The sequence below is a fragment of the Alicyclobacillus macrosporangiidus CPP55 genome (assembly GCF_000702485.1).
Taxonomy (GTDB): Bacteria; Bacillota; Bacilli; order Alicyclobacillales; family Alicyclobacillaceae; genus Alicyclobacillus_H; species Alicyclobacillus_H macrosporangiidus_B.
This window is the reverse complement of record NZ_JNIL01000001.1, coordinates 717,170-743,098: the sequence shown is the minus strand read 5'-3', so window position 1 is coordinate 743,098 and position 25,929 is coordinate 717,170. Positions and strand designations below refer to the sequence as shown.

Annotated in this window: 28 protein-coding genes; 27 read left to right on the top strand and 1 reads right to left on the bottom strand. The window is 64.4% G+C overall.

Translation table 11 applies throughout. The features are described from left to right. Positions 1–214 precede the first annotated feature (214 nt). The 17 genes from murB to N687_RS0103835 all read left to right on the top strand — a co-directional run bounded on the left by murB (position 215) and on the right by N687_RS0103835 (position 14,796). Positions 215–1,138 (top strand): UDP-N-acetylmuramate dehydrogenase, encoded by a 924-nt coding sequence (gene murB, locus N687_RS0103915; protein WP_029420613.1) that lies wholly within the window; start codon positions 215–217, stop codon positions 1,136–1,138. Between the two features lie 6 nt (positions 1,139–1,144). Then, positions 1,145–2,392 (top strand): UDP-N-acetylglucosamine 1-carboxyvinyltransferase, encoded by a 1,248-nt coding sequence (gene murA / locus N687_RS0103910; protein ID WP_029420612.1) that lies wholly within the window; start codon positions 1,145–1,147, stop codon positions 2,390–2,392. A 130-nt stretch (positions 2,393–2,522) separates the two neighbouring features. Next, positions 2,523–3,302 carry a cell division protein FtsQ/DivIB gene (locus N687_RS0103905; RefSeq protein WP_051662923.1) on the top strand — a complete coding sequence of 260 codons (780 nt, stop codon included), beginning with the start codon at positions 2,523–2,525 and terminating at the stop codon, positions 3,300–3,302. Continuing rightward, entirely contained in the window at positions 3,299–4,033 is a 735-nt protein-coding gene (locus N687_RS0103900) for a DUF881 domain-containing protein (RefSeq protein ID WP_231493392.1), read from the top strand. The genes N687_RS0103905 and N687_RS0103900 overlap by 4 nt, the downstream gene beginning before the upstream one ends. A gap of 3 nt (positions 4,034–4,036) precedes the next feature. After that, complete coding sequence (locus tag N687_RS0103895; RefSeq protein WP_051662922.1) at positions 4,037–4,777, top strand: DUF881 domain-containing protein; 741 nt, start codon at positions 4,037–4,039, stop codon at positions 4,775–4,777. Further along, entirely contained in the window at positions 4,777–5,166 is a 390-nt protein-coding gene (locus N687_RS0103890) for a small basic family protein (protein WP_051663535.1), read from the top strand. Before N687_RS0103895 ends, N687_RS0103890 begins: the two co-directional genes overlap by 1 nt. A 130-nt stretch (positions 5,167–5,296) precedes the next feature. Next, positions 5,297–6,529 (top strand): cell division protein FtsA, encoded by a 1,233-nt coding sequence (gene ftsA, locus N687_RS0103885; RefSeq protein ID WP_029420607.1) that lies wholly within the window; start codon positions 5,297–5,299, stop codon positions 6,527–6,529. A 103-nt stretch (positions 6,530–6,632) separates the two neighbouring features. Next, positions 6,633–7,751 (top strand): cell division protein FtsZ, encoded by a 1,119-nt coding sequence (gene ftsZ, locus N687_RS0103880; RefSeq protein WP_029420606.1) that lies wholly within the window; start codon positions 6,633–6,635, stop codon positions 7,749–7,751. Between the two features lie 189 nt (positions 7,752–7,940). Beyond that, positions 7,941–8,969: a sigma-E processing peptidase SpoIIGA gene (gene spoIIGA, locus N687_RS0103875; RefSeq protein WP_051662921.1), complete on the top strand. Its 1,029-nt coding sequence runs from the start codon at positions 7,941–7,943 to the stop codon at positions 8,967–8,969. Then, positions 8,902–9,618 carry an RNA polymerase sporulation sigma factor SigE gene (sigE, locus tag N687_RS0103870; RefSeq protein WP_029420604.1) on the top strand — a complete coding sequence of 239 codons (717 nt, stop codon included), beginning with the start codon at positions 8,902–8,904 and terminating at the stop codon, positions 9,616–9,618. The genes spoIIGA and sigE overlap by 68 nt, the downstream gene beginning before the upstream one ends. 604 nt (positions 9,619–10,222) lie before the next feature. Continuing rightward, a complete protein-coding gene (gene sigG, locus N687_RS0103865) occupies positions 10,223–11,002 on the top strand; it encodes an RNA polymerase sporulation sigma factor SigG (RefSeq protein ID WP_029420603.1) in 780 nt (259 codons plus the stop codon). A gap of 116 nt (positions 11,003–11,118) precedes the next feature. Beyond that, entirely contained in the window at positions 11,119–11,436 is a 318-nt protein-coding gene (locus N687_RS0103860; RefSeq protein WP_029420602.1) for a YlmC/YmxH family sporulation protein, read from the top strand. 47 nt (positions 11,437–11,483) lie between these two features. After that, positions 11,484–12,329 (top strand): peptidoglycan editing factor PgeF, encoded by an 846-nt coding sequence (pgeF, locus tag N687_RS0103855; RefSeq protein WP_051662920.1) that lies wholly within the window; start codon positions 11,484–11,486, stop codon positions 12,327–12,329. A 57-nt stretch (positions 12,330–12,386) separates the two neighbouring features. Further along, the gene (locus N687_RS0103850; protein ID WP_029420600.1) at positions 12,387–13,079 is read left to right on the top strand and encodes a YggS family pyridoxal phosphate-dependent enzyme; all 693 of its coding nucleotides are present in this window, start codon (positions 12,387–12,389) and stop codon (positions 13,077–13,079) included. A gap of 16 nt (positions 13,080–13,095) precedes the next feature. Beyond that, positions 13,096–13,389, top strand: a complete 294-nt coding sequence (locus N687_RS0103845) for a YggT family protein (RefSeq protein ID WP_029420599.1) — start codon at positions 13,096–13,098, stop codon at positions 13,387–13,389. A 32-nt stretch (positions 13,390–13,421) separates the two neighbouring features. Beyond that, positions 13,422–14,168: an RNA-binding protein gene (locus N687_RS0103840; RefSeq protein WP_197029198.1), complete on the top strand. Its 747-nt coding sequence runs from the start codon at positions 13,422–13,424 to the stop codon at positions 14,166–14,168. Between the two features lie 118 nt (positions 14,169–14,286). Next, positions 14,287–14,796, top strand: coding sequence for a DivIVA domain-containing protein (locus tag N687_RS0103835; RefSeq protein WP_029420597.1), 510 nt, complete (start codon positions 14,287–14,289; stop codon positions 14,794–14,796). A gap of 113 nt (positions 14,797–14,909) precedes the next feature. On the opposite strand, the gene N687_RS0103830 is transcribed toward N687_RS0103835, so the two are convergent. After that, a complete protein-coding gene (locus N687_RS0103830; RefSeq protein ID WP_156040021.1) occupies positions 14,910–15,086 on the bottom strand; it encodes a hypothetical protein in 177 nt (58 codons plus the stop codon). Positions 15,087–15,233: 147 nt separating this feature from the next. Between N687_RS0103830 and N687_RS0103825 the strand changes: the two genes are divergently transcribed. The 10 genes from N687_RS0103825 (at position 15,234) to pyrF (ending at position 25,871) form a co-directional block, all read left to right on the top strand. Then, positions 15,234–15,542 (top strand): DUF5665 domain-containing protein, encoded by a 309-nt coding sequence (locus N687_RS0103825; RefSeq protein ID WP_051662918.1) that lies wholly within the window; start codon positions 15,234–15,236, stop codon positions 15,540–15,542. 23 nt (positions 15,543–15,565) lie between these two features. Continuing rightward, positions 15,566–16,180: a TraR/DksA C4-type zinc finger protein gene (locus N687_RS0103820; RefSeq protein WP_035462046.1), complete on the top strand. Its 615-nt coding sequence runs from the start codon at positions 15,566–15,568 to the stop codon at positions 16,178–16,180. Between the two features lie 154 nt (positions 16,181–16,334). Then, positions 16,335–16,814 carry a signal peptidase II gene (gene lspA / locus N687_RS0103815; protein WP_231493578.1) on the top strand — a complete coding sequence of 160 codons (480 nt, stop codon included), beginning with the start codon at positions 16,335–16,337 and terminating at the stop codon, positions 16,812–16,814. Continuing rightward, the gene (locus N687_RS0103810) at positions 16,811–17,740 is read left to right on the top strand and encodes an RluA family pseudouridine synthase (RefSeq protein WP_029420592.1); all 930 of its coding nucleotides are present in this window, start codon (positions 16,811–16,813) and stop codon (positions 17,738–17,740) included. Before lspA ends, N687_RS0103810 begins: the two co-directional genes overlap by 4 nt. A gap of 219 nt (positions 17,741–17,959) precedes the next feature. Next, positions 17,960–18,505 (top strand): bifunctional pyr operon transcriptional regulator/uracil phosphoribosyltransferase PyrR, encoded by a 546-nt coding sequence (gene pyrR / locus N687_RS0103805; protein WP_029420591.1) that lies wholly within the window; start codon positions 17,960–17,962, stop codon positions 18,503–18,505. Then, a complete protein-coding gene (pyrB, locus tag N687_RS0103800; RefSeq protein WP_231493390.1) occupies positions 18,486–19,445 on the top strand; it encodes an aspartate carbamoyltransferase in 960 nt (319 codons plus the stop codon). Before pyrR ends, pyrB begins: the two co-directional genes overlap by 20 nt. Continuing rightward, complete coding sequence (locus tag N687_RS0103795) at positions 19,442–20,743, top strand: dihydroorotase (RefSeq protein ID WP_029420589.1); 1,302 nt, start codon at positions 19,442–19,444, stop codon at positions 20,741–20,743. The genes pyrB and N687_RS0103795 overlap by 4 nt, the downstream gene beginning before the upstream one ends. Continuing rightward, the gene (gene carA, locus N687_RS0103790; RefSeq protein ID WP_035462045.1) at positions 20,730–21,851 is read left to right on the top strand and encodes a glutamine-hydrolyzing carbamoyl-phosphate synthase small subunit; all 1,122 of its coding nucleotides are present in this window, start codon (positions 20,730–20,732) and stop codon (positions 21,849–21,851) included. The genes N687_RS0103795 and carA overlap by 14 nt, the downstream gene beginning before the upstream one ends. Then, on the top strand, positions 21,835–25,107 hold the full coding sequence (gene carB, locus N687_RS0103785; RefSeq protein WP_051662917.1) for a carbamoyl-phosphate synthase large subunit: 3,273 nt from the start codon (positions 21,835–21,837) through the stop codon (positions 25,105–25,107). Before carA ends, carB begins: the two co-directional genes overlap by 17 nt. Further along, complete coding sequence (gene pyrF / locus N687_RS0103780) at positions 25,104–25,871, top strand: orotidine-5'-phosphate decarboxylase (RefSeq protein WP_231493389.1); 768 nt, start codon at positions 25,104–25,106, stop codon at positions 25,869–25,871. Before carB ends, pyrF begins: the two co-directional genes overlap by 4 nt. Positions 25,872–25,929 lie beyond the last annotated feature (58 nt).

The window sequence follows — 25,929 nt, the reverse complement described above, 5'->3', positions numbered from 1 at the left end:
CCGAGGACGCCGGGGGGCGTCCCATGGCTCATGGACGACCACGCAGGCGCATGAATCGCATGAGAGATCGTGGGCGGGGCACCGTTGCCCCGCTTTCTGGATGACTTGGACATGCCCGCGGCGTATGCACCCCGGGGCGAGGCGCCCCATAAGATGACGTACGGACCTGGGCGGGGCAGGGCCCCACCGGACGCGGGCGATCGGAGGGATGGCGATGCCTTCACCGCTGACACAGATGGACGTCGGGCCGTTCGGCCTGACCGACGTGAGATGGAATGAACCGATGGCCCCGTATACGACCTGGCGCATCGGCGGACCGGCGGACCTCTTGGTGATTCCCCACAACGTGGAGGAGTTGCGCGGTGCGATGCGCCTGGCCAAGCGGTACGGCCTCCCGTGGACGGTCATCGGCCGGGGATCGAATGTGCTTGTGCTGGACGGCGGCATCCGGGGGATGGTCATCTGGATGCACGATGCGTTCGCCGATGTCCGGGTGGAGGACTGCCTGTTGAGAGCGCAGGCGGGCCGTTCATTCGTCTCCGCGGCCCACATCGCCATCCGACATCACCTGGCAGGTCTCGAATTTGCCACCGGTATTCCGGGCTCAGTGGGCGGGGCGGTGATGATGAATGCCGGAGCGTACGGCGGCGAGGTGAAAGATGTGCTCGTCTGGGCCGACGTGATGGACGAGGACGGGCAGATCATCCGGCTCACCAACGCCGACCTGCGCTTCGCGTACCGGTACAGCGCCCTCAAGGACGATCCGAAGGTGGTCGTCGAGGCGGCCTTCGCCCTTCGGCCTGGGGACGCGGAAGCGATGGTGAAGCAGGTGCGCGCCTGGTCGATGCGCCGTGCCAGCACCCAACCGTTGTCCCAGCCCAACTGCGGATCGGTGTTTCGCAACCCGCCAGGAACCCATGCGGCGCGCCTCATCGAGGCGGCGGGCCTCAAAGGCTTGCGCCGGGGGGGTGCCCAGATCAGCGAGAAGCACGCGAACTTCATCGTCAATCTCGGCGGCGCCCGCGCAGAGGACGTGCTGTGGTTGATCCGCCACGCCCAGGAAACCGTCCGCAATCTGTTCCATGTGGAGTTGGAGACTGAGGTGAGGATCCTGGGGGAACCCGCCTCAGGGAGGTGATGGGGTGTGGACGCCTTTGAGATTCACGGTGGTCGGCCATTGTATGGGGAAACCACAGTGTATGGTGCCAAGAATGCTGTGTTGCCGATCCTGGCCGCCACCGTGATGGTGGAGGACACGTGCGTGCTGGAAGGGGTTCCCGAGCTGGAGGATGTCCGCGTGATGACGGACATCCTGAAGACACTCGGAGCGCGGGTGACACGCACGGCGGATCGCGTCGAAGTTGACGCGGCGCCCATCCGCCACACCAATGTGCCGCCAGAGCTGATGCGGCGGATGCGCTCGTCTGTGTTCCTGATGGGCCCGTTGTTGAGCCGCTTTGGCGAGGTGCGGGTTTCCAAGCCGGGCGGATGCGTGATCGGCCAGCGCCCGATAGATTTTCACCTGCGCGGCATGCGAGCGCTCGGAGCGGCTATCGAAGAAAAGCACGGGTTCATCCGCTGCACTGCGAACCGCTTGTACGGGACGCAGATCGTGTTGGACTTCCCGAGCGTGGGTGCGACCGAAAACCTGATCATGGCGGCGGTGCTGGCCGACGGCGTCACGGTGATTGAGAACGCCGCGCGCGAGCCGGAGATTGTCGATCTCGCCCGGTTCCTGAACCGGTGCGGTGCCCAGGTGGAGGGAGCGGGCGAAGACCGGGTGGTGGTCACCGGTGTCCACCACCTGCACGGGACCGTGCACCGCGTCATCCCGGATCGAATTGTCGCCGGCACCATGATGATTGCGGCGGCGGCCACGCGCGGGTGCGTCACCCTCACCGGTGCGGAGCCGCATCATCTCGCAGCCGTCATTGGCAAGCTGCGGGAAATGGGTGCCCGCGTCGAGGTCGATCGTGATATAATCACGGTGGAATGTTCGGCCCAGCCGCGCGCGGTGGATATTCGCACGGCCCCGTATCCCGGGTTTCCGACCGACCTGCAGGCGCCCATGATGGCGCTCTTGACGATGGCCCAGGGCACGAGCGTGATCCGCGAGAGTGTCTTCGAAGCGCGGTTCAAACACGTCAACGAGCTGGTGCGGATGGGAGCGGACATCTCCGTCGACTTGCGCACAGCGGTCGTGCGCGGCGTACCCCGGCTCTCGGGCGCACTGGTGGAAGCCACAGACCTTCGGGGCGGGGCGGCGCTCATCATCGCCGGATTGGCGGCCGAAGGGCTCACCCGCGTCGAGGGACTGCATCACATCGACCGAGGCTATCAACAGATCGATGTTTATTTACGAGACCTGGGAGCCGACATGGTGCGCGTATGACCGATGAGGGTGGGTAGTGCTGTCAGAACCGGACGAGCGAGGCGGTGGGCATGCCCCGCCGCCTTCTTGCACCCACCGCGCCAGTCCAATTCCGTCCACGTTTCATGACGGTCCAAGGAGGGACAAGCCTGTGCGCCAGACGGCTCAATGGACGGCGGCGGGCGCCCGGCCGCGCAAGCGTGTGAGCCGCTGGCTGGTGCTCGCGTTCTTCGTGTTCGTCGCCGCGGTCGTGTTCTTGGAGTCGCCCTTGACGCGCGTGCGGTCCCTCTCGGTGACCGGGAACCGCATGACGCCCGCCAGCGACGTGCTGTCCGCCAGCGGGTTGAACGCTGGGATGAGTTTCTGGCAGGTGAATGGCCGGTCGGTGGAGAATGCTATCGTGCAACGGTTGCCTCTGGTGCAGTCTGTGTCGGTGCACACCGACTACCTGAGCGGCCGGGTGACGTTGGCCGTCCAGGAGAAGCGCTTGGTGGCGGTGTTGGCCGCCGGCGGCCGGTTTTACGACCTCTTGGACGACGGGATGGTGTTTCGTGTTTCCCCCAAGACGTCGGGCTTTGTCGACCCGATTGTCACCGCGGACGGGGTCGTGGACGCGCGCCCAGGGCAGGTCCCCGCGAATCCGTACATCCCCGCCCTCTGCCGGGCGCTGTCGGCCGACAGGCCGCCCGATGGCGTCTCGGAGATCCATCTTGACCGGTTTGGCGTGGCCTCTGTATACCTCGCCAACGGGTTCGTCGCACAGTGCCCCGCAGGAGATCTGGCGGCTCGGCTCAGCAAGATGGAGAGCGCCGTGACATATTTTCAGAACCGGGGATACGCGCCCGGACTCATCGACATGACCGGAGACCCGCCGTACCTCTACACGCCGTTTCCGACCTCGGGCCGGACGGGAAAGGAGCATGCACCGTGATCGCAACACGGACGAAATTAACGTTGTCGCTGACCGTGGTGGCGGTGGTGCTCGGGTTCATGATCTCCGTGCAGTACAAGCAGCAGGCGTCCGCGCGGGTAACGCCTGTGCCGATGGCACGGGACACGGACGAGCAGCGGATGGTGGCGCAGCTCGACGCTCTCAAACAGGCCAACGCCCAGGCGCAAAAGGAGTTGGCAGACATCACGTCGAAGTTGTCGGTCTACGAAAAGCAGTCCGCCGGATCGGACGGGTCCCTGAAACAGCTCCAACAGATGTTGCAGGACGAACGGATCCTCGCCGGATTGACCGCCGTCACTGGGCCGGGCGTCAGCGTGACGCTGATGGACGGCGTGGCCAAGGGAGGAGACGTCAGCCAATACCTGACGCATGACTGGGACATCCGCAGCGTGATCAACGAACTGTTCACAGCCGGGGCGGAGGCGGTCTCCATCAACGGGTACCGGGTCGTGGCGACCTCCGGAGTGTTCTGTAGCGGGCCAGTGGTGCGCGTCAACGACCACCGGATCGGGGCGCCGTTCGTCATCCAGGCCATTGGAGATCCGCAGACGCTCAAATCGGCGCTGACGCAACAGGGTGGCGTGCTCGACGCGCTGCGCCAGCGCGGCGTCAATGTGTCAGATCCGCAGATCCAGCAGGTCATCAAGATGCCGCCTTTCACCGCAGGACCGACGGCGGGCGGAGCTGCGTCCGGGGATGGGGAGGGATGAGGGGTGCAGAAACGCGGGTTTCTCTGGTCGCTGACCGGGATCAGCGCACTGGTCGGGTTCATGCTGACGGTGCAGATCTCATCCCGCCCGCAGGGGTCGTCTGCGCCTATCTCCAGCTACGTGGATCTGCGTACCGAGATCCAGGCGCAGATGCAGGAAAACCGCATCCTGACCGACGAGATCGCCAAACAGCGCGCCCAGTTGGTCCAGTTCGAGGCGGCGCAGGGCCGGCAGTCCGACCTGCTCAAGGCGCTGCAGCAGGACAAGAAGAACGTGGACCGGGAGGCTGGGCTGACGCCGGTGAACGGGCCCGGGATCACCATCACCATTCGGTTCGATCCCAACCTGCCGTATTACGACAAGACAGCAGGCTTGTTTGACGAGATCGCCGATCAGGAGATCGGGCTGATTGTCAACCAACTGTTTGCGAACGGAGCGACCGCGATAGCCATCAATGGTCAGAGGCTGGTCACCACCTCGTCCATCCGGTTGGTCTCGTCCCTCGGGGGGTCGGTGTCCCTGCAAGTCAACACCGTGCCCATCGTGCCGCCGTATGTCATCAGCGCGGTCGGCGACGTGGACCGGATGATGGCCGTGTTGACCCTGAACAACGTGCAGGCGGAGTTGGCGACGATGCAGGAGGATTGCATCATCACACCGCATCGCGACCAGAAGGGCGTGACGGTTCCAGGGTACGTTGGACGCCTGCCCGGAACGTGGGCGAAGGAGGTGAGCGGCTCGTGATCTGGTTGCCCGTGATCGGCCTCATCCTCGGGGTGGGCATCGGTTTCGCGGTCAACGTCACCATCCCGGTGGCGTACTCCAGCTATCTGTCGATCGCGATCCTGGCGGCGCTCGACACGGTGTTTGGAGGCATCCGGGCGAGCATGGAGAAGACATTTGACGGGGCGGTGTTCCTATCGGGGTTCTTCTTCAACACCCTGGTCGCGGCGCTCCTTGCGTATATCGGCGTGCAGCTGGGCGTCGACTTGTATCTCGCGGCGGTGGTGGCGTTCGGTGTGCGCCTGTTCCAGAACATCGCGGTGATCCGGAGGATCGCCTTCAATCGGATGCACACCCGGCGTACCCGTGCCCCGGTGGATGGGCAACTTCCGCCTGCAGACTCGCGTTGACGCATTGGATTCGGCGCGGCCTGTATTTCCTGTGAAATCTTTTGGCGCAAAAAGAGGAATGCGCTTTTGACTGTGGAAATAACAAAGGACGACACTTCTGTGCAGGCGGACCTCAGGGAGGTGCCAAGGTTTGGCCAAAGGGGAGTACATTGTCAGCCTCGACATCGGGACGTCGAAGGTCCGCGCCATCATCGGCGAACCGGCTGGCAACGGGATCAACGTGATTGGCGTCGGCTCCGCGGCGGCGCAGGGCATCCGCCACGGGGCGATCGTGGATATAGAGCTGACGGTACAATCGATTCGCGAAGCGGTGGAACACGCCGAGCGCATGGTGGGCATCCACATCGCTTCCGCCTATGTCGGGATTTCTGGAAACCATATTCAATTGGAAAACAGCCACGGCGTGGTGGCCGTATCCTCGCCCGACCGGGAAATTGGGGAGGAGGACATCGACCGTGTTCTGCAGCAGGCCCGCGTCGTAGCGCTCCCCCCGGAGCGCGAGATCATCGACGTGGTGGCCAAGGAATACGTGGTCGACGGGCTACGCGGCATCGTCGATCCGCGCGGGATGCTCGGCGTGCGGCTGGAGGTGGATGCGTACCTCATCACAGGCAGCCGTACCGCCATTCACAACGTGGTGCGGTGTGTGGAGAAGGCGGGGATCGAGATCGCGAATCTGGTCCTGTTGCCTTTGGCGGCGTCCAGCGTCGCCCTGTCGCCGGATGAGAAAAAACTCGGCGTAGCGCTGGTGGACGTCGGTGCGGGCGCCACGTCCGTCTCGGTGTTCCAGAACTCGGTTCTGCTCGGCACCAGCATCATCCCGATTGGCGGAGACTATGTGACGAACGACATCGCCATCGGCTTGAGAACGCAGACGTCTGTGGCAGAAAAGGTCAAGCTGCGCCACGGCTGCGCCTCCCTGGATCAGGCCTCCGAAAACGAAAAGTTCAAGGTGCCGCGCATCGGGAATAACCAGGAGACGGAGTACACGCAGTACGATCTGGCGACCATCATTGAACCGCGTATGCAGGAAATCTTCTCCCTGGTGCGAAAAGAAGTGGAGAAGATGGGCTTTGTACACGAGCTCCCGAGCGGATACGTGCTGCATGGGGGCGTCATGTCGATGCAGGCTGCGGCGGATGTGGCTGCGGACGAGCTGCGGGCGCCGGTGCGCGTGGCGGTTCCGGAGTTCCTCGGCGTGCGCGATCCTTCTTTCGTCAACGGGGTCGGCATCCTCAGTTATGTGCTACGCACACACGGCCGCTCCAGTTACACCGAGCCGGTGGCGGTACCGCGATCGCCCGTCCGGACGGGCGGCGGCGTGTTTACGCGGCTGAAAGATTGGCTGCGCGATTTCATCTGACCGGCCACGGTCAGGCGCGGCTGTGACGGATGACTCCCATCCCGGGCGCATGGGTGAGGATGTGCGCTGCGAGTCAACGCAGAGGCGTGAGGAGGAACGGGCAATGCTGGAATTCGATGTCGATTATGAACCGCTGGCGAGGATAAAGGTGATCGGGGTGGGCGGCGGAGGGTGCAACGCCGTCAACCGGATGATTGAGTCCGGGATTGAAGGAGTCGAATTCATCGTCGTCAACACCGATGCGCAGGCGTTGCAGCTGTCCAAGGCGCCGACCAAACTCCAGATCGGGGAAAAGCTGACGCGCGGGTTAGGGGCTGGGGCGAACCCGGAGATCGGCAAGAAGGCTGCGGAAGAGAGCCGCGAAGTGCTGGTCAACGCGCTGCAAGGGGCGGACATGGTATTCGTCACCGCCGGGATGGGCGGCGGCACAGGGACGGGGGCGGCCCCGGTGATCGCGGAGATCGCCAAGGAATTGGGGGCGCTGACCGTCGGCGTCGTGACCAAACCGTTCCGGTTTGAGCAGAAACGCCGGATGCAGCAGGCGGAGGTGGGTGTCACCAACCTGAAGGAGAAGGTGGACACGCTCATCGTCATACCGAACGACCGTCTGCTCGAAATTGTCGATCGAAACACCCCCATGCTTGAGGCCTTCCGCGAGGCGGATAATGTCTTGCGCCAAGGGGTCTCCGGCATCTCCGACCTGATTGCCGTGCCGGGGCTCATCAACGTCGACTTCGCGGACGTCAAGGCCATCATGGCGGAGCGCGGGTCTGCGCTGATGGGGATCGGCGTCGCGACGGGCGAGAACCGGGCGACGGAGGCGGCGAAGAAGGCCATCAGCAGCCCGCTGTTGGAAACTTCCATCGATGGCGCGATGGGCGTCCTGATGCACATTGCGGGCGGGGCCAACCTCAGCCTGTGGGAAGTCAACGAGGCGGCCGACATCGTCTCCACGGCGGCGGATCCGGAGGTCAACATGATCTTCGGTGCGCACATCAACCCCGAGCTGGGCGATGAAATCGTGGTCACCGTCATCGCGACTGGATTTGAGAACCAGCCGAAGCCGACCCAACAACCGAGTGGGCAGGCGGCTCAAACGGCTCCCACTCCGTCGCCGCGTTCACGCGTGTTGGTTACGGACGAGGTTGCGGTCACGCAGAACTACCTGGACATTCCGGCCTATCAACGGTTCAAACGGGAGCGGTTCAATCGGGATCGCTGAGGTGGGACGTCCGGATCTCCCCGCCCTTTTCAGGGCGGTTTTTTTATGCCCGGCGTTCCGCATCATACGCGCCTTTCGCCACCCTTCAGCCTGAATCAACAAAACTTCCATCGATTCGCGTGCAAGTTCCGACAGGCTTCGTAATAGTCATGTACTATACTGAGGCAAACGCCGCTTCGGAGGGATGACATGCCGGTCGTCTATGTGGACGTGGTCTGGCTTGTCAACTTCGCGATGGACTTCGCCATCCTCTTGACCACCGGTTGGATTGCGAAGCGCCGCATGAAGCTGAGGCGGGTGATGATCGGCGCCGCGGTCGGCGCGTCGTACGCCTTGCTGGTGTTTGCCCCCCACTTCACCACGCTCACCACGTGGTACGGCAAGGCGGCGGCGTCACTGGCCATGGTGGCCGTGGCGTTCACGCCGCGAACCTGGTGGGAGTTGGCGCGGGACGCGGTGATGTTCTACTTCGTCGCGTTTGTCTTCGCCGGTGCCGCCCTGGCGTTGCACTTCGCGGTCCCTGGCGTCACATTGGCGAATGGGACGGTCATTCGCGGCCATCGCATGGCGTTCGTCACCAGCGCCGGGACGCTGGCATTGATGGTGGCCATTCCTCTGGCTGTCGGAGTCCTTCGCTACAGCTTCCGAAGAATTCGCACACTGCGGATGCAGGCGGGGCACCTGTGCGAGGTGGCCTTCTGTGTCGACGGTCAGGAGGTGCATTGTACCGCGCTCATCGACACGGGCAACCAGTTGCGCGATCCCCTCACCCGGTTGCCGGTGTGCCTCGTCGAGGCGGGGGTGTTGCGACCTCTACTGCCGGAGCCCCTGTGGGAGGCGAGGCGCCAATCGCCCGATTGGATGACGGCGCTCTCGCGGCTGCCTCCGGAACACACGACATGGGCGGTCCGGGTGTCGCTGATCCCGTTTCGCGGCGCAGGCGGACAGCAACAATGGACCATCGGCCTGAAGCCGGACGGCTTGCGCGTGTGGATGCCGGACGGGAGGATGCAGGGCGGGCGCAGCTGCGTGCTCGCGGTTCATGACGAACCGTTATCTGCGGAGGGCCGCTTTCAGGCGATTCTGCATACGGAAGTAATCACGGGAGATGACAGGGTTGATGAGGATGTGGACGCCCCCAACGTGGATCATGAAGCTGCGCATCCGGCTGCAGGTGTGGTGGATTCGGATTCGCATTCGCCTGGCGGGTGGCGCTGAAGAAGTCTTTTATGTCGGCGGGAGCGAAGCCCTGCCACCCCCCTTGACGAAAGAGGAGGAAGAGGATCTCCTCAGGAAGTTGCCCACCGGCGATCCTGCAGTACGGTCTATGCTGATTGAGCGCAATCTGCGGTTGGTGGTCTACATCGCGCGCAAGTTTGAGAACACGAGCCTGTACATCGAGGATTTGGTGTCCATCGGCACCATCGGGCTGATCAAAGCCGTCAATACGTTCGATCCGAGCAAGAAGATCAAACTTGCAACCTATGCGTCCCGCTGCATTGAGAACGAGATTCTGATGTTCCTGCGCCGGAACAACAAGCTGAAATCCGAGGTATCCTTCGATGAACCGCTGAACGTCGACTGGGACGGGAATGAGTTGCTTCTGTCCGACGTCCTCGGCACGGACTCCGACACCATTTACAAGAACCTCGAGGAGGAGGTCGATCGCGCGCTCTTGTACGACGCCCTCGACAAGCTGTCGGAGCGGGAGCGCAAGATCATGGAGCTGCGATTCGGCCTCGGCAGGGGCGAGGAGATGACGCAGAAGGACGTGGCCGACCTGCTCGGCATCTCGCAATCCTACATCTCCCGGTTGGAGAAGCGGATCATCAAGCGACTGCGAAGGGAGTTTCATCGCATGATGTAGGGTGTGTGCGGGCGTTTCGCTCCATTTATGCTTCGCAAGACATTCCGCGAAACGCCCGTCCACTTGACGAGGGTGGGGCGCGGCGCGCAGCGGCTTGCGCAGCACGAGCGAAGCGCCGCGCCCCACCCCTGGTCGGACGACGGGCGATTCAATCGTGCTGTGCAAGCAGCTATGTTCTGCACCCCCTTTGTGGGTTGCGCGGGCGTTTCGCTCCATTTGTGCTTCGCAAGACATTCCGCGAAACGCCCGCCCGCTGGACAAGGGTGGGGCGCGGCGCGGAGTGACTTGAGCGCCGCGCCCCGTCCGCTTGTCGGAAGACGGGCGTATCACTCGTGCTGTGAAGCAGCTATGTTCTGCACCCGCTTTGTGGGCTGCGCGGGCGTTTCGCTCCGTTTGTGCTTCGCAAGACACTCCGCGAAATGCCCGCTCACTGGACGAGGGTGGGGCGCGGCGCGCAGCGGCTTGCGCAGCACGAGCGAAGCGCCGCGCCGCACCCGGGACGCATAAGCCCAATCCCCAAGGAGATACTGAACATGGAAATTCCGCCATCGCCAGCGTTCGATCCGATGGCACCGTGGTTCAGTCATCCAGGGGGGAGCGCGAGTTGAAGCGGAACAAAGTCGAGATCTGCGGGGTCAACACCTCCCAATTGCCTGTCCTCACCAACGCGGAAATGCGGGAACTCTTCGCCAAGCTCAAGGAGGGTGATCAGACCGCGAGGGAAAAACTCGTCAACGGAAACCTGCGCCTGGTGCTGTCGGTCATCCAACGATTCAATAACCGCGGAGAGTACGTGGACGACCTGTTTCAGGTCGGCTGCATCGGACTTATGAAGGCCATCGACAACTTTGACCTCAACCAGAACGTGCGCTTCTCCACCTACGCGGTCCCCATGATCATCGGAGAGATCCGACGCTACCTGCGGGACAACAACCCCATCCGGGTGAGCCGATCCCTTCGCGACATCGCCTACAAGGCGCTGCAGGTGCGCGACCAACTGACGAATCAGAATCTCCGCGAACCGACGGTCCAGGAGATCTCCAACGCGCTCGACCTCCCCAAGGAAGAGGTCGTGTTCGCTTTGGACGCCATTCAGGACCCGGTTTCTCTGTTTGAACCCATTTACCACGACGGCGGAGACCCCATCTACGTGATGGACCAAATTCACGACGAGAAGAACATGGACAAGTCGTGGGTCGAGGAAATCGCCATTCGAGAAGCGATGGGAAAATTGAGTGAACGCGAGAAGAAGATCCTCTCCATGCGATTTTTCGAGGGGAAGACGCAGATGGAGGTGGCGGAGGAGATCGGGATCTCTCAAGCCCAGGTGTCTCGCCTGGAGAAGGCGGCCATCCATCGGATGCAGAAGCACATCCAGGCATGAGGCTCGGAGGGATTCTGGGAACCGGGGGCCTGCCGCCGAATGGAAATCCACCGCCGGATGCCCCGCGGACACGAGATCGCAAGTTCTCCCTTGGGCGTACATATACATAAGCGAAGATGCAGCCGAAAGGCGGGGTGCACGTGCGAATCTCGGACCTGCAGGCGAAAGACGTGGTGAACGTCGGGGACGGCAAGCGCTTGGGCACCATCGGCGATCTGGAGGTCGACCCGGACAGCGGTCTCATCCACGCCATCATCATCCCCGGACAGGCCAGGTTTTTCGGCATGGTTGGGGGCGGGCCGGATTATGTCGTGCCCTGGAACCAGATTGTGAAGATCGGATCGGATGTCATCCTCGTGGATCTGCGCCCTGCCCGGGATGCCGGTTACTATCTTCCCCCTCAATCCGGAAAGCAGGGAACCGGCGGCTATTGAGCGAATCCTCGAGAGGCGGCTTTGTAGCGCTGCGGGGAGGGATGTGCATGTACACATGCTGGACAGGTTCCGCCGCCGATCCGGTGTTCGTGCATCCGGAGTGGCCGGCGGACCAGGCCCAGGGGCTGTTTTCATTTCGTGTGGGCGGCGTCAGCGAGCCGCCCTTTCACTCGTTGAACGTCGGCATGCGCGTGAGCGACCGCCCCGAGGCCGTCATCCGCAACCGCCAACTCTGTGCCGAGCGTTTGGGCGGAGGTGTGGATGATCTGGTGATCGGCCAGCAGGTCCACGGCGCCCAAGTTGCGGTCGTCGGTCCGGAGTCGCGAGGCCGCGGCGCACGCGATGCGGACACCGCGATCCCCGGCGTCGACGCGCTCGTCACGGACTGTCCAGGGTTGATTCTGGCGGTGATGGCCGCCGACTGCGTCCCGGTTCTCTTTTTCGATCCGGTTCGGCGCGCCGTGGGGGCGGCCCATTCCGGGTGGAAAGGCACGGTGAACCATGTCGCGCGCCGCGTGGTCGAGACCATGCAGGAGGTGTACGGGACGAATCCGGAGGACCTCGATGTGTGGATCGGGCCATCGATCCGGCGGTGCTGTTACGAGGTGGATGAACCGGTGATCCAGGCCGTGAACAGGGCTTTTGCCCGGCCACCTGTGCTGCGTCGCTTCGGGCGCCCGGGAAAGTATTGGCTGAGCCTGCAGGACTGTATCCGCATGGATCTGATGCGTGCTGGCGTGCGGACGGATCGTATCCACGACACGGGCATTTGCACCCATTGCCACCCGCGTATGCTGTTTTCCCATCGGGCGGACCGCGGGAAGACTGGCCGCCAGATGGGTGCCGTTCGGCTTCAGCAGGATTTTTCCCGCGCGGGTGGAAGATCAAGATAAGCCGGGGCGGCCACGTGACCGCGCCGAACTTTGCTGTCCCCCGGAGGGTGAGTCGGACTGGAAACGGTACGCGCATTTCAGGAACGCCTGGATCGGGTCCGCAGGATGGTCGCCGAGGCGTGCGCGCGCAGCGGACGTTCCCCGGAAGCGGTGCGGCTGGTGGGCGTGACAAAGACCGTCGGGCCGTCGGCCGTCCCCGCCTTGCTGGAAGCCGGTGTGCGCGAGTTCGGCGAGAATCGTTGGCAACACGCCCGCGAGCTGCTGGAGGCGCCGCGTGCCCGTGAGGCGGTCTGGCATTTCATCGGCCACCTGCAGTCCAACAAGGCGAAGTATGTGGTGCGTCACTTTGACTGGATTCATTCTGTGGACTCCCTTGCACTGGCGCAGGAGATCAGCCGGCAAGCCATCCGGTACGGACGCACGGTTCAAGTGCTCATCCAGGTGAACGTCTCGGGAGAGGAGACCAAGTCGGGCATTCCACCGGAAGAGGCCATCCCGCTGTTGCGGGAGACCGGCGACCTGCCTGGATTGGCGTTGCGGGGACTGATGACGATGGCGCCTAAGACTGATGATCCCGAAAGGGTCCGCCCGGTGTTCGCTCGCCTGCGGGAACTCCTGGCGGAAGCGCGCCAACAGCTGGGCGATCCGGGATTGACGGAACTGTCGATGGGCATGTCGGATGATTTTCCAATCGCCGTGGAGGAGGGCGCCACCCTGATCCGCGTCGGGCGCCTTCTCATGGGGACGTAAAGCGGGAGGACCCCCGATGGAGTTGTACACCGCATTGTTGAATCTCATTCAAGCCGTCCTGTCTTTGTATGGGTATGTCTTGATTGCCACCGCGGTGATCTCATGGATCCCGGACCTGGCGGAGACACAACTTGGCCAGATCCTCTCACGTCTGACGGAACCCTACCTGCGCCCGTTTCGCCGGTACATCCCGCCGTTGCAATTCGGCGGCGTGGCCTTTGACCTGTCCTTTCTGGTGGCGGTCGTCGTGTACTTTTTTTTGGAACAAGGAGTGATGTACGTGCTCGTATCGGTGGTGCGTACACTGTGACCGGCGCCGAGACGAGCGCCGGGTGGTTTCGTGTGGAGGAGCGTCCGTTCATCCGCCGGATCGAAGATTGGCTGGGGCAGGTCGTCGCCCGCCAGTCCTGGAAGCGGACAGATTTTCTGACGCCGCGAGAACAATACCTGCTCGAGTCCTTGGTGCGCCGCGATGGTTTGGCGGTCGCCTTTTGGGGCGGCGGCGATGCAGAGCGGCGCCGGGCCTTGGTGATGCCGGATGAATGGTATCCGCAGCCGGAGGATTTCGAGGTCGTATTGCTCCGGGTATCCACCGATGACCCCGCCGGACTGACGCACGGCAGCCTGCTGGGCTCCTTGTTGGGGACCGGGATCGAACGCAGAAAAGTGGGTGACATCGCGGTAGACGGCCGGCAGGCGGTGGTGGCGGTGTGCGCAGACGTGGAGGACTTTTTGCTCGGCGCCTGGCGTCAGGCGGGCCGATCGGGTCTGACGGTGGAACGGTGGACGGGCGAAGGCCGACTGGCTCCTCCCCGCTACATTCAGGAGGTGGTGCACGTCGCTTCTCTGCGCGCCGATGCCGTCATTGCACAGGCTTGCCACTGGCCGCGGCAACGCGCACAGGAGGCTGTCCACGGCGGGCGGGTGCAGTTGAATTTCACGCCGCTGTCAGACCCCGCCGCAACGCTGGATACAGGAGACATGTTGTCCGTGCGTGGATTTGGCCGCATCCGTGTCGGCAACGTCGAGGGGGAGACGAAGAAGGGACGCGTGAGGTTGGAAGTGGGCGTACTCAAGGCGGACACTTGAGCTGCGGGTGTTTTCCATTGCAGGAGTTGGTGCGGGGGATGTCGAACTTCTCCGAGGACGTTTTGTCGATTCTTGGGGTCCCGTGCAACCGGTTGTCGAATGACGGAGGTGTGTCGAGATGCCACTGTCCCCGTTGGACATTCACAACAAAGAGTTCAGCCGTGCATTCCGCGGTTATGACGAAGACGAGGTTGACGACTTCCTGGAGCGAATCATCCAGGACTACGAGGCGCTCATCCGCCAAAACAAGGAACTCGAAGACCGCATCGCGCAGCTGGAGGAGAAGTTGCGTCACTTTACCAACATCGAGGATAGCCTGAGCAAGTCCATCATCGTCGCTCAGGAGACGGCGGAGGAAGTGAAAGCCAACGCCCGTAAGGAGGCGCAGCTGATCCTCAAGGAGGCGGAGAAGAACGCTGACCGCATCGTCAGTGAAGCGCTCAATAAATCGCGTAAAATCGCTCAAGAGGTCGAGGAGATTCAGCGCCACGCCGCGGTCTTCCGCGCCCGCTTCCGCTCCTTGATCCAGGCGCAGTTGGAGATGCTCGATTCCGGGGACTGGGATCGGTTTGAGCAAGAGGCGGGCCGGGACATCGTCATCCCCGATGTGGTGCGCGCCGAAGGTTGACGATTCTTCGTCAGGGTCACCCAGAGGGACATCCGGGGTGACCCTGTTTGTGTCCGCCCCCAACAAGGTTTATCTGCACGCCACATCACCGGTCTCGCCTGTGCGGGCTCCTGTCAGATCAGCTTCGAGGCGACGTACATGGCGATGCCGACGAGCAGAGCCAGGAAGAAATACGGCGTCGAATGAATGTTAAATTGAAACCAATACTTTGCGATGAAACTGGCGGCGACCTCGATGCCGCCGATCCACATCAGGGCCAGTGACAGGGCCTGCAGTCTGTATCTGCGCAAGGTCGTCTCCCCAATCCATTGTGTGTTCTCCATGATACACCTGTCGGTAACTGAAAACGGTGACATTCTTTTGAACTTGCCTGGAAAACATCGGAGCGCATTCGCCCCTTGGATTTGTCTCACCTTACAGGCAGGAGGCGAGACCACATGGCGGACGCCCGATCCTCTGATCGCAGCGGGATCGCCGAGGACGTCGAACGCTTGGCGGACCACCTGGAGCGCGTCAATTTTGGAGCGTACGCCGATCTGCTGCAGCGTCCGTGGCGCTTGGCTTGGCTCAACTGGGTCGGAGGGGTGTTTCGGGGATTGGGCATCGGTATCGGATTCACCATCGTCGCGGGCGTCGTGTTGATGATCCTCGACGCGTTGACCATGCTCAATCTTCCCATCGTCGGGAAATACATCGCGGAGTTGGTTCGCATCGTGCAAGCGGAATTGCACCAGCCGACGTATTGAGTGGAGGGAAGGGAGTTGTCGGGATGAAGCGCTGGGAATCACAACGCCAGTGGCTGACGAAGGAGCGGGAACAGGTGCTGGATCGTCTCCAGCACAGCGGCGAATACGGATTGGACGACCCGATGAACGACGAACTCGGCGAACTGTCCGGTTACGACAATCACCCGGCGGACATCGGCAGCGAACTGTTCGAACGCGGCAAGGACCTGGCCTTGCGGGACCTGGATCACATCCGTCTCCAGCAGATCGATCAGGCCCTTCAGGCGATCGACGAAGGGCGATACGGGGTGTGCAATCGATGCGGAAGTCCCATCCCCGAGGAGCGGCTGGAGGCGAACCCGCTCGCCGCCCTCTGCCTCGCCTGCAAGCAAGAAGACGAACGGCTGCACCCGATGCGGGAGCGGCCGCTGGAGGAGGCGTTCCTGCACCCGGGGTTCGGCCGCACTGCGACGGACGACACGAGCAACGTCGCCTTCGACGGGGAGGATGCTTGGGAAGCCGTGGCCCGCTTCAACCAGCGGCCCAGCTATGCGCGGGACTACGAAGGATACGGAAATGTATCCCTGGACGACAACGAGGGCGTCGTCGAGCAGACGGACCGCATCTCCAACGAGGAGTACGAATCCCAGCTTCCCTGACCGTTCGTGGCAGCGTCTTGCTCTGCTAGTCCGCGTCGCGATCCGCTCGGCGAAACGCCGTCAACTCCATCCGTCAAATATGGTAGACTGGGCGGTGTCGGCGATGGCCGATCTGTGAACGGCGATTGGGAAGGGGAACCAACCATTGTTATACGTGGTGGCGTTGCTGGTATTCGTCCTCGATCAAGGCATCAAGGCCTGGATCCAAACTCACATGGCGTTGGGGCAGACCATTCCGGTCATCCCGGGCGTGTTTGACATTCACTTTATTCGCAACCCTGGTGCTGCTTGGGGCATCCTTGACCATGCCCGGTGGCTCTTGGTGACCGTCGCGGTGGCCGTGAGCGCCGCGGTGGTGGCCATCGCGCAGCGGTACCGCCTGACGATGTGGAACCGCGTCGGATTGGCGCTGGTGTTAGGCGGAGCCCTGGGCAACCTGTGGGACCGCGTGACGGCGGGCACGGTGGTGGACTACCTGTACCTCGAAGCCATCCACTTTCCGGTGTTCAACCTGGCAGACAGTGCGGTCTGCGTGGGTGTGGCGATGCTGCTGCTGGGTTCGTTCCGCAAGGAAGGGGAACCGGCAGCGGGAACGGGTGACGGCAGGTCCACCGGGGAGGACCCGGGGCGATGACCATCCGGGAGCGCCTGTGGGTGGAAGCCGACGACGACGGCGCGCGACTGGACCGTTGGCTGACCGAATCGCTGCAGGATCTCGGCTACGATGTCTCGCGCAGCCAGGTGCAGGCTTGGCTGACGGAAGGGCGCGTTCGGGCCGAGCGTGCGCGCGTCAAGGCGAGCGATCGGGTGCAGCAGGGCGAAGGATACGAGGTGGACATCCCCGATTCGGAGCCGATCGTCCTCACCGGCGAGGATATCCCTTTGAACGTGGTCCACGAGGATGACGACGTCGTGGTGATCGACAAGCCCCGGGGGCTGGTTGTGCATCCGGCGGCAGGGCATTGGCACGGGACCCTGGTCAATGCCCTGATCGGGCGCGGGACGCGGTTGTCCTCCCTCGGAGGGGATTTCCGGCCTGGGGTGGTCCACCGGATCGACAAGGACACCTCCGGGCTTCTGGTATTGGCCAAGAGCGACCGGGCGTACCACGGCCTGGCCGCCCAACTGCGTGCGCATTCCATGCAGCGGGAGTATCTGGCGATCGCACACGGGCGATTGACCCACGACCGCGGCATGATAGACGCGCCCATCGGAAGGGACCCGAAGAACCGGCAACGGATGGCCGTCACGGAAGGCGGGAAACCGGCCATTACCCACTTTGAGGTCATCGAGCGTTTCGAACGGTACACGTATCTGCGCCTGCGCCTGGAGACCGGCCGCACCCACCAGATCCGCGTGCACCTGGCGTACATCGGCCATCCTCTCGCGGGCGATCCGGTGTACGGCCCGCGGCACACGCTGTCCATCGACGGCCAGGCCCTGCATGCGCATACGCTGGGGTTCATCCACCCGGCGACGCAGGACTGGCTCTCGTTCACCTCTCCGTTGCCCGAGGATATGGCGGGGCTGTTGTCCGGGCTGCGCGGTGGGGTGTTGTGATCGGGAAACAGGGGTTGACGGGCTTCGCGCAGACTGATAAAGTGAATGCAAATCGAGCGTCCTTTAATCCAATCCCGTGAGGTTGGAAAGGAGCCGGAATGAGACGGGGCGACGGGTGCCGCGGGCTGCGGCGCTGAGCCTTGGCGCAACCTGGTTGCGAGCGGCTGCCTTCCACCTCGGGGTGGAGGGCAGCCGTTTTTGGTTGGGAGGAGGGCGACCATGCACACCCGCGCACAGGTCAAGGCGCAGATCATGGACGCGAACGCCATGCGCCGCTCCATCACGCGCATGGCGCATGAAGTGCTGGAGCGAAACCGAGGATTGGACGGGGTCGTGCTCGTCGGCATCCGTACCCGCGGCGCCGTCTTGGCAGAGCGGATGGCCGACAAGATGCGGGAAATTGAGGGGATCCGGCCGCCCGTATTCGCACTGGACCCGCGTCCGTACCGGGACGATCTCGGTGTCGGCCAGGGGGCCCGCGTTCCCGTACCTGGGCTCGACATCCACGACAAAATCGTCGTCCTCGTGGACGACGTCTTGTACACCGGCCGCACCGTACGGGCGGCGCTGGATGCGCTGATGTGCACAGGGCGGGCACGGTTGGTCCAACTGGCAGCCCTGATTGACCGGGGACACCGGGAGCTGCCCATCCGCGCGGATTTCGTCGGCAAAAATGTACCGACCTCGCGCGAGGAGTCGATTCAGGTGCACCTCGACGAAGTCGACCGGGAGGACGGTGTTTGGATTGTTGACCAGAGTGAATGAACACCCCCGGCAGGCGGCGGTGCGCCACCTGGTGACGACGGACGGCATGACGCGGGCGGATGTCCTGCGCTTCATCCATCTGGCCGAATACCTGCGCGGGCTGCCGCGGGAGCGGCTGCGCCAGCGGTTGCCGGGCCGGGTGATCGCCACGCTGTTTTACGAACCCAGTACGCGCACCCGGCTCTCCTTCGAGTCGGCCGCGTTGAAACTGGGCGCGAACGTGGTGGGCGCGGAGAACGCCATTGAGAACTCGTCGGCCAAAAAGGGCGAGACGCTGGCCGACGTATTCCGCATCGTGGGGGCATACGCGGATGCTATCGTGGTCCGGCACCACGAACCGTACACGATGGCTGAGGCGGCCCGCCTGTCCCCCGTCCCGATCATCAACGCGGGGGCGGGTTGGGGCGAGCACCCGACGCAGGCCCTGCTGGATGTGTACACCATCTCCCGCGAACTCGGCAGAGTCGAGGGACTGCACGTCGCGGTGATGGGCGACCTCAAGTACGGCCGGACGGTGCACTCACTCCTGAACCTGCTGCGCCTCTTCCCCGGCGTGCGTGTGACGCTCCTGCACCCGGCCAGCCTCGGCTTGCCGGAACCGCTCGCGCACCGGCTGCGGTCGGAAGGCCTGGAGATGGCGGAAGCCACCGACGTGGCGGCGGTGCTCCCGAAGGTGGACGTGGTGTACCAGACCCGGGTGCAGCGGGAGCGGCTGGAGCGGCCGGAGGAACTGGAGGGGGCCGGACAGTTTCGCATCGGGCCCAGGGAACTCGGCCTGCTGCCGGAGCACGCGCGCATCCTGCACCCGTTGCCGCGGGTGGACGAGCTGGACGCGGCGGTCGACGAGGACCCGAGGGCGGCCTACTTCCGTCAGGCGGAGAACGGATTGTACATGCGGATGGCGATTCTCGACGACCTGTTGGGAGGGAATGCGGTTTGAAACGGCGGATCGACGGGGGGCGGCTGCTGGACCTGACCGACGGAAGCCTGACCGAGGTCTCCGTATTGGTGGACGACGCCAGCGGGCGGGTTCTCGCTATCGGGACGGACCTGCCGGAGGTCGATGCGCGGATCCGCCTGGACGGAGAGGTCCTGTTGCCCGGCTTGATCGACGTCCATGTGCATCTGCGGGAGCCGGGGTTCGAGGACAAGGAGACCATCGCCACTGGCACTCGCGCGGCGGCAGCGGGCGGCTTCACACAGATCGCCTGCATGCCGAACACCAAGCCGCCCATCGACACCCCCGAGGGCGTGGCGTATGTACGGGTGCGGGCCGACGAGGCCGGTCACTGCCGGGTGTGGCCCATTGCCTGCATCACGGAAGGGCAGCGCGGGGAGCGGCTGACTGACTTCGCGGCGCTGAAGGCGGCCGGCGCCATCGCCCTGTCGGACGACGGCCGCGGCGTACAGCACGGGGGTTTGATGCTCCAGGCGCTGGCCGAGGCCGCGAAGGCCGGGCTGCCGCTGGCCATCCACGCCGAGGACGAGACGCTCTCCGGACGGGGGGTGTTCGACCGGGGTGCGGCCGAACGGCTGGGCGTACCCGAATCCCCGGCCGAGGCGGAGTCGGTCATGATCGCACGCGACCTGTTGTTGGCGGAGCGGACCGGGGCGCACCTGCACATCTGCCACGTCAGCACCGAATCGGCCGTGTCGCTGGTGCGCTGGGCAAAGGCGCGCGGCGTGAAGGTCACGGCCGAGGTCACGCCCCACCACCTGCTGTTGTCGGACGACGTCATCGAGGAGGCGGACCCGGTCTACAAGGTCAACCCACCTCTGCGCAGCGAGCGGGACCGCCTCGCGTGCCTGGAGGGGTTCCTCGACGGCACACTCGATATGGTGGCGACCGATCACGCGCCGCACACGCAGGACGAAAAGCGCCGGCCGCTGCTCGACGCGCCCTTTGGGCTCGTCGGCATCGAGACGGTGTTCCCGCTCCTGTACACCTATCTGGTGGGCACCGGAAGGATGTCTCTGGCCGAGCTGGTGAAACGGATGTCGACGCGGCCCGCGCAGGCCTTCGGCCTTGCGGGTGGCGTCCTCCGGCCTGGCGGCCCGGCCGACCTGGTGGCGGTCGATCTCGAAGGCGAACGCGTCATCGACCCGGAGCAGTTTTACTCCAAAGGCCGCAACACCCCGTTTCGCGGGTGGCGCGCGGCCGGTTTCCCGACCCTGACGATGTACGGGGGCCGTGTGGTGCATCGAATCGAAAGGGGGGTCCCCGTTGGCGACCGTTGAGCAGAGGCGCAGGGCGCGCTTGGTGCTGGAGAATGGAGTGGAGTTCACCGGCGTTGGGTTTGGCGCGGAGGGCGAGTCGTTCGGCGAGGTGGTGTTCAACACCGGCATGACCGGGTACCAGGAAGTGCTGACCGACCCGTCCTACTGCGGGCAGATTGTGACGATGACGTACCCGCTCATCGGCAACTACGGGGTAAACGTGGACGACGTCGAATCGCGCCGCCCCTACGTGCATGGATTTGTGGTGCGGGAGTTCAGCGAGATCGACAGCCACTTCCAGAGCGTGGGGACGATTGAATCGTACCTGGAGAGCCATGGCATCATCGGGATCGCCGGCATCGACACGCGGCGGCTGACGAAGATCATCCGGGTGCACGGCACGCTGCGCGGCGTGCTGACGACGGAAGATACCCCGACAGAGGCGCTGGTGGAGCAGCTGCGAGCGCCCCTTCCCCGGGATCAGATTCCGCGCGTGACGACGCCGACGGTGTATCGCTGCCCGGGCGAGGGCCGGCGGGTGGTGGCGATGGACTTTGGGATGAAATCGGGTGTGGTTCGGTCGTTGCTGGCGCGCGGGTGCGATGTCATCGTGGTGCCGGCGCAGACCCCGGCCGAGGAGATCCTCGCCTGGCGGCCGCACGGGGTGATGCTCTCCAACGGCCCGGGCGATCCCGAGGACGCGCCGTACGCCATTGAGACGGTCCGCCAGCTGCTCGGCAAGGTGCCGATTTTCGGCATCTGCCTCGGGCTGCAATTGATTGCGCTGGCGTGCGGAGCGCGGACGGTGAAGATGCGCTTCGGCCACCGGGGAGTCAACCACCCGGTCAAGGACTTGCGCACCGGCCGCGTCGCCATCACCTCCCAGAACCACGGCTATATGGTGGATCCGGCGTCCCTGCCTGGCACGGACCTGGAGCTGACGCACGTCAACCAGAACGACGGCACGGTGGAAGGGCTCATTCACCGCCGGTATCCAGCCTTTTGCGTGCAGTACCACCCCGAGGCCCGGCCCGGCCCGGACGATTCGGACGGGTTGTTCGACGAGTTCATGCAGCTGATGGACGCCGTCCAGGAAGGAAGGTGGATCCCTCGTGCCGAAGCGGACTGATTTGCGCAAGATCATGGTCATCGGCAGCGGCCCCATCACCATCGGGCAGGCTGCGGAGTTCGACTATGCGGGCACTCAGGCCTGCCAGGCCCTCCGCGAAGAAGGGTACGAGGTGGTGCTGGTCAACTCCAACCCGGCCACCATCATGACCGACCCGGAGATGGCGGACAAGGTGTACATCGAGCCGCTGACGCCGGAGTTCGTCGCCCAGATCATCCGCAAGGAGCGGCCGGACGGTCTGTTGCCGACCTTGGGCGGACAGACGGGTCTGAACATGGCGGTGCAGCTGGCGGAGATGGGGGTGCTCGAAGCGGAGGGCGTCGAGCTGCTCGGGACGCAGCTCGATTCCATCCGGGAGGCGGAGGACCGGGAACGGTTCCGCGCCTTGATGAACCGGCTCGGCGAGCCGGTGCCGGAGAGCGCCATCGTGACCTCCATGGAAGAGGCTCGGCAGTTCGCCCGCGAGATCGGCTTCCCGATCATCATCCGCCCGGCTTACACCCTGGGCGGAACCGGCGGAGGCATCGCGGGAAATTGGGAAGAGTACGAGGAGATTGTCGAACTCGGGCTGACCCTGTCCCCCATCCACCAGGTGTTGGTGGAACGCAGCATCGCCGGGTACAAGGAATTGGAGTATGAGGTCATCCGCGACGGGGCGGACAACTGCATCATCGTATGCAACATGGAAAATGTCGATCCGGTCGGCATCCACACCGGCGACAGCATCGTCGTCGCTCCGAGCCAGACGCTCTCCGACCAGGACCACCAGATGCTGCGCTCGGCGAGCCTGCGCATCATCCGGGCGTTGAAGATTGAGGGCGGATGCAACATCCAGTTCGCGCTGGATCCGCTGAGCCGGAAGTACTACGTGATTGAGGTCAACCCGCGCGTGAGCCGCTCCAGCGCGCTGGCCTCCAAGGCGACCGGCTATCCGATTGCCCGCGTGGCGACGAAGATCGCGGTGGGCTACCGGCTGGACGAGATCGTCAACCCGGTCACCCAGCAGACGTACGCCTGCTTCGAGCCGGCGCTGGACTATGTCGTGACGAAGATCCCGCGCTGGCCGTTCGACAAGTTCCAGAGCGCCAACCGCCGGCTGGGGACGCAGATGAAAGCCACCGGCGAGGTCATGGCCATCGGGCGGACGTTCGAGGAGTCCCTGATGAAGGCCATCCGGTCGCTCGAGATCGGGCGCGATTCGCTGCAAATGGAAGGGGCGGAACGGCTGTCCGACGCTGAGCTTGAGCGGCGCCTGGCGGAGCCGGACGACGAGCGGCTGTGGCTTCTGGCCGAGGCCATGCGTCGCGGCATGCCGCGGGAGACGCTGTACGAGCTGACGAAGATCGACCGCTGGTTTTTGGCCAAGATCGAGCGGCTGGTCGGGGCGGAGCGGACGCTGTCGGGGCTCGCCGGGAAGGGGGTTGCGGGCCTGAGGGCCGAGGCGGAGACGCTGCGCCGGGTGAAACGGATGGGGTATCCGGACAGCGTGATCGCCCGGTTGACCGGGGTACCGGTGGACGCGGTGCGGCAGCTGTGCCGGGAGCTCGGGATCCGGCCGGTTTACAAGATGGTGGACACCTGCGCGGGAGAGTTCGAGGCGGCGACGCCGTACTACTACAGCACGTATGAAGAAGAGGATGAGGTGGCGCCGAGCGCCAAGAAGAAAATGCTCGTGCTCGGCTCGGGGCCCATCCGAATCGGTCAGGGCATCGAGTTCGACTACGGGTCTGTGCACGCGGTGTGGGCCATCCGGCGGGCCGGGTATGACGCCGTGATCGTCAACAATAACCCGGAGACGGTCTCGACCGACTTCAACACGTCCGACCGGCTGTACTTCGAGCCGCTGTACATCGACGACGTGTTGAACGTGATTGAACGCGAACAGCCGGAGGGGGTGATCGTGCAGTTCGGTGGCCAGACGGCCATCAACTTGGCCGAGCCGCTGACGAAAGCGGGGGTGCGGATTGTCGGGACCTCGCTCGACGATATCGACCGCGCGGAGGATCGGGAGAAGTTCGACGCGCTCCTGGCGGAGCTTCGCATCCCGCGGCCGGCGGGCGTGACCGTCACCTCGGCCGAGGAGGCCTTGGCGTCGGCGAGCCGGTTGGGCTATCCGGTTCTGGTGCGTCCGTCGTACGTCCTCGGCGGGCGAGCGATGCAGATCATCTATAACGATGAGGAGCTCCAAGTGTACATGCGCGACGCGGTCCGCGCCTCGCAAAGCCACCCGGTCCTGATTGACCGGTACGTGCAGGGCACCGAGGTGGAGGTCGACGCGGTCAGCGACGGCCAGACGGTCATCATCCCGGGCATCATGGAGCACATCGAGCGCGCTGGCGTGCACTCGGGGGACTCCATCGCGGTGTACCCGCCCCAGTCTCTGACGGAGGCGGTCAAGCAGACGCTGGTGGACTATACGGTGCGGATCGCCCGCGGCCTGTCGGTCAAGGGGTTGGTCAACATCCAGTTCGTCGTGCAGGGCGATCAGGTTTACGTCCTCGAGGTCAACCCGCGCTCCTCACGCACGGTGCCGTTCTTGTCCAAGGTGACCGGCATCCCGATGGTGGACCTGGCGATGCACGCGGTGCTCGGCGGATCGTTGGCGGAGTTCGGATACGACACGGGGTTGGCGCCGGAGCAGCCGCTGGTCTCGGTCAAGGTGCCGGTGTTCTCCTTCGCCAAGCTGCGCCGGGTGGACATCACCCTGGGGCCGGAGATGAAGTCGACCGGCGAGGTGATGAGCAGCGAGCGTACGCTGGCCAAGGCCCTGTACAAAGGCCTGTTGGCGGCGGGCATGGCCATCCCGGTGCACGGGACGGTCCTCGCCACCATTTCCGACAAGGACAAGGAGGAAGCGTGGCCCATCCTCGAGGGCTTCGCGAATCTCGGCTACCGCATCGCGGCCACCGAGGGAACCGCGCGCTTCCTGCGAAAGAAGGGCCTGCCGGTGCGCATCGTGAACAAACTGGCGCAGGGTACGCCGAACTTGGCCGACGACATCCGCGACGGGAAGATCCAGCTGGTGATCAACACCCTCACGAAGGGGCTCAAGCCCGAGCGCGACGGTTTTCGCATCCGCCGCACCGCGGTCGAGCACGGCGTACCGTGCCTGACCTCGTTGGATACGGCGGCGTCCCTGCTGGAGGTGCTCTCCACCATCCGCTTCGCCACCGTGCCGCTTCCGTCGCCCGCTTCACGGGCGGGAAAGGGATCGCATGCCGCGGACTCGGCTTCCCAGGTGGAGGTGGGCCGGTGAGCGAAGCGTTGCAGACGGTGTTGTGCGAACCCCGATACGACGGCGTGCGGCGCGCCACCTACGTGGCGCTGGACGTGCCGACGTGGACGCAGGCAGAGGCGCTCGTGCACCGGTTCGGGCCCGCGGTGGACGGATACAAGGTGGGGCTGGAGCTGTTCTTCGGCGACGGTCCCGTCGCCCTGTCGGCCTTGCGGTCGATGGGGAAGCGCGTATTTCTCGACGTGAAGCTGCACGACATTCCGAACACCGTCGCGGGGGCCCTGCGCGCCATCGCCCGTTTCGAGGTCGAGATGGTCAACGTGCACGCTTCGGGCGGTCCGGCCATGCTGATGGCCGCCCGGGAGGCACTGGACCAAGCGGCGGGGGCGGCCGGTGCCGTGCGGCCTCTGTTGCTGGCGGTGACGGTTCTCACGAGTCTCGGCACATCCGACCTGCAGGCATTGGGCTGGGGCGGGCCGCAGGCCGAACCGGAGGCGCTGGTCGAGCGCTGGGCCGGCTTGGCTGCCCGCTGCGGCCTCGACGGGGTGGTGGCGTCGGCGCTCGAGGCTCGCCGTATCCGTGCGGCCGCGCCGCCCGGATTTGAGATCGTCGTCCCGGGCACCCGCCCGGCGGGAGCCCCGCGCCACGACCAGGTGCGAAGCCTCACACCGGGGGAGGCGATGAAGGCCGGCGCGACGCGCCTGGTGCTCGGCCGTGCGGTGACGCGAGCGGACGATCCGCTGGCGGCTCTGGCATCCGTCTGGGACGAGATGGCCGGGGTGTGAACGGACGAAACCTGGTGGAACCCGACATCACCGGAATCCCATGAAATATGGCCGCCCG